The sequence below is a fragment of the Saccharospirillum sp. genome (genome assembly GCF_040881935.1).
GTDB lineage: Bacteria > Pseudomonadota > Gammaproteobacteria > Pseudomonadales > Natronospirillaceae > Saccharospirillum.
Window position 1 is genome coordinate 1 of sequence record NZ_JBBECH010000022.1, and the last position, 5577, is coordinate 5577.

The 5577-nt window shown below is 57.0% G+C and carries 4 protein-coding genes; 1 reads left to right on the forward strand and 3 read right to left on the reverse strand.

Features of this window, described 5'->3' with window-relative positions; genetic code table 11:
* Positions 1-151: 151 nt before the first annotated feature.
* The gene (locus tag WEB54_RS03020) at positions 152-646 is read right to left on the reverse strand and encodes an Lrp/AsnC family transcriptional regulator (protein ID WP_368053173.1); all 495 of its coding nucleotides are present in this window, start codon (positions 644-646) and stop codon (positions 152-154) included.
* A 369-nt stretch (positions 647-1015) separates the two neighbouring features.
* Between WEB54_RS03020 and leuA the strand changes: the two genes are divergently transcribed.
* The gene (gene leuA, locus WEB54_RS03025) at positions 1016-2716 is read left to right on the forward strand and encodes a 2-isopropylmalate synthase (protein ID WP_368053174.1); all 1701 of its coding nucleotides are present in this window, start codon (positions 1016-1018) and stop codon (positions 2714-2716) included.
* A 66-nt stretch (positions 2717-2782) separates the two neighbouring features.
* Here leuA and WEB54_RS03030 read toward each other — a convergent pair whose 3' ends face one another.
* Together WEB54_RS03030 and speA are read right to left on the reverse strand one after the other, a co-directional pair.
* Positions 2783-3073: a hypothetical protein gene (locus tag WEB54_RS03030; protein WP_368053175.1), complete on the reverse strand. Its 291-nt coding sequence runs from the start codon at positions 3071-3073 to the stop codon at positions 2783-2785.
* A 386-nt stretch (positions 3074-3459) separates the two neighbouring features.
* The gene (gene speA / locus WEB54_RS03035) at positions 3460-5370 is read right to left on the reverse strand and encodes a biosynthetic arginine decarboxylase (RefSeq protein ID WP_368053176.1); all 1911 of its coding nucleotides are present in this window, start codon (positions 5368-5370) and stop codon (positions 3460-3462) included.
* Positions 5371-5577: the final 207 nt, after the last annotated feature.

Sequence of the window (5577 nt, forward strand, 5' to 3'; positions counted from 1 at the left end):
TGGCCACCGTGTTGGTCTATCCGGGGTCGGCGTAGATCCATCCGTGGAGCCTAGGCCGCAGCATCCCTGCTGCGGACTACCCCGGATAGACCAACACGGCAGCCAGTACTCAGTGCAACGGTTAAATTGGCTCATGCCACCAGGGCTCCACTCAACTTTCCTTTATATAACCCAGTGGCAACTCGGTTTTATCCACCACACGCCGCAGCACAAAACTCGAATGCACGCCTGAAACACCCGGTATTCGGGTGATTCGGTTCAGCAACAGCTCCTGAAACACATCCATATCCGGTACCACCGCCTTTAGCATGTAATCAGCATCGTGCCCGGTGATCAGATAGCATTCCTGAATTTCCGGGCAAGCCTCGATCTGGCGTTGGAATTCGTCGAACCGCTCGGGAATGTGTCTGTCCATGCTGATCATGATCACTGCTGTTAATGAAAGCCCCAGTGCCTTGCGTTCCAGCAAGGTTACCCGCTTCAGAATGACGCCAGCGTCTTCCAGCGCCCGCACCCGGCGCAGGCACGGTGAAGGCGATAGCCCGACGCGTTCGGCTAGTTCCTGATTGGTGAGGCCGCCGTCCTGTTGCAGGCAATCCAGAATGCGGCGGTCTGTTTTATCGATTCTGATCAGTTTTTCGCTCATGGTGGCTTAATCTCGCTCTAAATCTAAATTAATAGCAATTAACTGCTCAAAAATAGCGATATTAAGTCAAATAAGCAAACACATTGCCCAACGGCCTGGGTATCATAAGGTCATTGCTCGGGTGAGTGGCGGTTACCGCGGCCACAGACCCCGACTGTCCGGCTCACAAGGCCAGACAGTGCCAGCGACGACCCCGTTGCTGGCCCAGCAGGTGCCAGGCCCTTAACCCCAGGGTTGCGTTTACCTGACCAGGCGGTGCACGCCGCCTGCCAGCTTTCCTGCCGAAACGAGCAAGAAAGTTGCTGAATCCAGTACTACTGATTAATGACGACATAATTTCTCAGGACAGCCCTAAACAGGACAGCCATAATGAGCTTCGACCATCGCAAATACCCGGCCTTCGCCCCCATCCGCAAAACCGACCGCCGCTGGCCCGATCAACTGATCGAGCAGGCCCCTATCTGGTGTGCGGTGGACCTACGGGACGGGAATCAGGCGCTGGTTAAGCCGATGAATCTGGTGCAGAAGCAACAGATGTTTGATCTGCTGGTCGATTGCGGCTTCAAAGAAATCGAAATTGGGTTTCCCTCGGCCAGCCAGCCGGATTTTGATTTCTGCCGGCAGTTGATCGAGCAGAACCGCATTCCGGACGACGTAACTATTCAGGTGCTCACCCAGGCGCGCCCGGAGCTCATTGCCCGTACCTACGAAGCTCTGGCCGGAGTGCCGCGTGCCATTGTGCATGTGTATAACTCCACCTCTACGGTGCAGCGCGAGCAGGTGTTTGGTCTCGACCGTGAAGGCATAAAGTCGATTGCTGTCAACGGTGCAAAAGAAGTGCAGCGCCACGCCGCTCTGCACCCGGAAACCGAATGGACGTTCCAGTACTCGCCGGAAAGCTTTACCGGCACCGAACTGGATTTCTCTGTTGAGGTGATTGACGCTGTATCTGATGTTTGGCACCCGGAGCAGGGCCAGAAAATGATCATCAACCTGCCCGCCACCGTTGAGATGTCGACGCCCAATATTTTTGCCGACCAGATTGAGTGGGTCTGCGACAACATTCAGCACCGCGAACACATCGTGATCAGCCTGCATACCCACAATGACCGTGGTTGTGGCGTTGCAGCGGCAGAGCTGGGCCTGATGGCCGGTGCCGACCGCATTGAAGGCACGCTGCTCGGTAACGGCGAGCGCACCGGCAACATGGATTTGGTGACTGCGGCAATGAACCTCTATTCGCAAGGGGTCGACCCGAAACTCGATTTATCCGACATGGCGCGCATCATTCGCACTGTCGAATATTGCACTGAAATTCAGGTTCACCCGCGCCACCCCTACGCCGGTGAGCTGGTGTTCACGGCTTTCTCGGGCAGCCATCAGGATGCGATTCGCAAGTGCCTGAACCGCCGCACGGCTGACGACGACATTTGGCAAGTCGCTTACTTGCCGATTGATCCTTCAGATCTTGGCCGTCGTTACGAAGAAGTGGTGCGTATCAACAGCCAGTCCGGCAAGGGCGGCGTGGCCTATGTGCTGGAGCGAGATTACGACATTACCCTGCCGCGCTGGTTGCAAATCGATTTTGCCAAGGTAGTGCAACGCGCCGCTGAAGTCAGTGGCGATGAGATCAATTCCGACACCATTCACCAGTTGTTCGATCGCCACTACCTCGCCACTCCCGAAGGCTGGCGCTTGCACACCTACGATCTGCATCGCACCGATGAGGGCGTCGAAGCCCAGGTTGATTTCGGGGAAGAGGGTGGTCGTGCGATGTTGCAAGGCTATGGTCAGGGCGCCGTGGAAGCACTGGCACAGGCCCTGGAAAAGCGTTACGGCCTTACTCTGCAAGTCGATGCCTACGATGAATTCGCGCTGTCGGAAGGCACACGGGCCAATGCGCTGGCGTGCTTGAAGGTAAGCGTTAGCGGTACGCCGGTGACGGCTGCATCGCTGGCGGGCGATACAACCACGGCAACGTTGCAAGCGTTGCTTAATGCGGTCGGCCGCTATCAGTTGGCCAGTGCTGATGATAAACGCCAGGCGGGAAGTGAGGCGGCGGCGCTGTAGTTGATTTCGAATCGTTCTGTGCAAAAAAAAAGCCCTCTTCAGAGGGCTTTTGATTCAGTCGATGGTTTAACCAGTAACCCGACGCAAAGCACGCCACTGTTTCAACATCGGGCGCGGATCCTGGCTCAATGGCAGTTCTATGGCCATCTTCAGTTCGGCGCGGGTGTAGCCGATGTCTTCCAACACATTGTCATCGTAACGCAGCATGCTGACCAGCTTGTTGCGGTATTGCCAGGCACGGTACAGGCGACCTGCCGAGGCGAGCAAACGCAGCGGTGGCATGGACGGCATGTAGAATTCGGGTACCTGAGCAACGGCAGGCATTTGAACAGGGGTGTTGAGACCGATAGCTGTCATGGTGTTCTCCGGTAAAACAGCAAATGTGTGGGTATACGGTCTGGTCAAAGAGTAGGCAGATCGCGGCGCGGAGTATGCTTATCCGATCGGTCAAGATCAATCGCCAAAGTGGTTATTTATCACTCGAATACAAAATATTGCCGGCTCGCTGACAGCGCCGGTAAAACGGCGGTTTGTGGGGTGTTGCATTACTTCACTTTGACAACCCGCGACCACCCAAACCAACCCTTCCTGACCCAGATAATAAAAGCGCGCCGGCAAAGGTCACATTTGACGATGTGCACGCCTTCGGTTTTGGTCGGGTAGTCGGCCGTGTAGGGTGCGTTGCAAAACGGACACTGCACGGCCATGGCGGTCTCTCTAGTTTCTGTCGGGTTTCTGTTGGGTTACTGGGGCGCCGTTGCCTGGCGTGCTTCCAGGTAGGTGATCTGGTTCAGGCCGTTGATGTATTGCTGCATCATGTCGGCGCGTTCTGCGTCGTTCAGGTTAGCGGCTTGCAGCTGTTTGTCGAAGGCGGCCTTGAGCATGTCGAATTCGAAGTCGACGGTTTTCAACACGCCTTGGATGCTGTCGCCGCGGCGGATATTGCTGAGGCGCAAGTCACCGTTCTTTTCAAAGAAAATGTCCAGGCTGTCGGTATCGCCGAACAGGTTGTGCAGGTCACCCAGAATTTCCTGGTAGGCGCCGACCATGAAGATACCCAACCAGGGTTTTTCATTGGGCATCCAGTCCGGCAGGGGCAGGGTGGTTTCGACACCTTCGCCATCGACGTAGGCGTTGATGCGGCCATCGGAGTCGCAGGTAATGTCCTGAATCACGCCGCGTTCGGTCGGCTCCCGGTCGAGACCGGTTAGCGGCAGAATTGGAAAGATCTGGTCAATGCCCCAGATGTCCGGTACTGATTGGAATACAGAGAAGTTGACGAACAACTTGGTCGCCAGCTTTTCGTTCAGATCGTCAATCATGCCCCGATGGCTGCTTTTGCTCGGGTTCAACCGGCTGCGAATGCCCTGGTTCAGGCTGCGCGCCAGTTCTTCGGCCTGGGCCCGGCCGTGCAGCGACAACTGACCGAGGTTATAGGCCTGGTGGCATTCGCTGAGGAAGTAGCTGGCATCGTGGTACAGCTCGGCCAGGGAGCGCTTACGCGAGTCCAGATCCTGCAGGCAGGACCAGAGTTCGAGCAGGGCGGGCTGCTCTTCGCTGTCGGGCTTGCCCACGTCGGTGGATTCGGCCCGTTCTTCTTCAATCACATCGGTGAGTAGCACCGCGTGGTGAGCGGTGACGGCACGGCCGGACTCGCTGAAAATATCGGGATGCGGCAGTTCGGCCTGTTCAGCCGCCTGACGAAAGGCAAACACGACGTTATTGGCGTATTCCTGAGTGCTGTAGTTCATCGAGCAGGTTGACCGCGAACGGGTGCCTTCGTAGTCGACACCCAGGCCGCCGCCGACATCGACGCACTGAATCGGAACACCCAACTGTCGCAGCTCGACATAAAAGCGCGCGCATTCGCGCAGCCCGACCTGAATGTCGCGGATGTTGGCGATTTGGGAACCGAGGTGAAAGTGCAGTAACTGGAAGGCTTCAGTCATGTTGGCGGCTTTGAGCGCATCGACCACGCGCAGCACTTCGGCGGCGGTCAGACCGAATTTCGATTTTTCGCCGCCGGTATTTTGCCAGTTGCCCTTGCCGATGGAAGACAGCCGCGCACGCACGCCGATGCGCGGCCGCACGTCCAATTCCTGAGCAATCTGAATGACCCAGTCGACTTCACTGGCTTTTTCGACCACCAGAAACACCCGATGGCCAAGCTTTTCGGCCAGCAGGGCCAGGCGAATGAATTCACGGTCTTTGTAGCCATTGCAAACAATGGTGGTTTCGCCTTTGTGGGCCTCGGCCATTACAGCGAGCAGTTCCGGTTTGCTGCCGGCCTCCAGGCCGATGCGACCGTTACACGCCTGTTGCTGACCGTTGATGATTTCCTCGACAACGCGCCGCTGCTGGTTCACCTTGATCGGATACAGCGGCTGGTACTGGCCCTGATAGGCTTCGCTGGCGATGGCGTTATGAAACGCATCGACAATAGTGCCAACCCGGTCGTGCAGGATGTGCGGAAAGCGCACCAGCAGCGGCATTTGCAGGCCCTGAGCACGGGCCGCTTCGACAATGCGCGTCAGCGGTACCGGCTGCGCGGCATGGCTAACACTGACACGACCGTCACTGGTGATGCCAAAATAGTCTTCCGACCAGCGGCTGACGTTGTAGAGTTCAAGAGCGTCGGCAACAGACCAACTCATAGTGTGCGTTTTCCTTTTGATTAAAGATAACTGGTCCAACTAGCCTTCGGCGTTGGCCAAAAGCGGTTGGTTTCCCAAGTGCCGGAATTCGCTGAGTTGCCATAGTCCGCGGCGGCTACCGGTGGTGCCTCTGCGGGGTCGGCGTGTATCCCTCCATGGAGCCTAGACCGCAGCATCCATGCTGCGGACTACCCCGCAGAGGCACCA

Bases quoted from the DNA above. Each gene is read 5' to 3' on its own strand.
- WEB54_RS03020 (WP_368053173.1), bottom strand. From the start codon at position 646: ATGAGCGAAAAACTGATCAGAATCGATAAAACAGACCGCCGCATTCTG.
- leuA (WP_368053174.1), top strand. From the start codon at position 1,016: ATGAGCTTCGACCATCGCAAATACCCGGCCTTCGCCCCCATCCGCAAA.
- WEB54_RS03030 (WP_368053175.1), bottom strand. From the start codon at position 3,073: ATGACAGCTATCGGTCTCAACACCCCTGTTCAAATGCCTGCCGTTGCT.
- speA (WP_368053176.1), bottom strand. From the start codon at position 5,370: ATGAGTTGGTCTGTTGCCGACGCTCTTGAACTCTACAACGTCAGCCGC.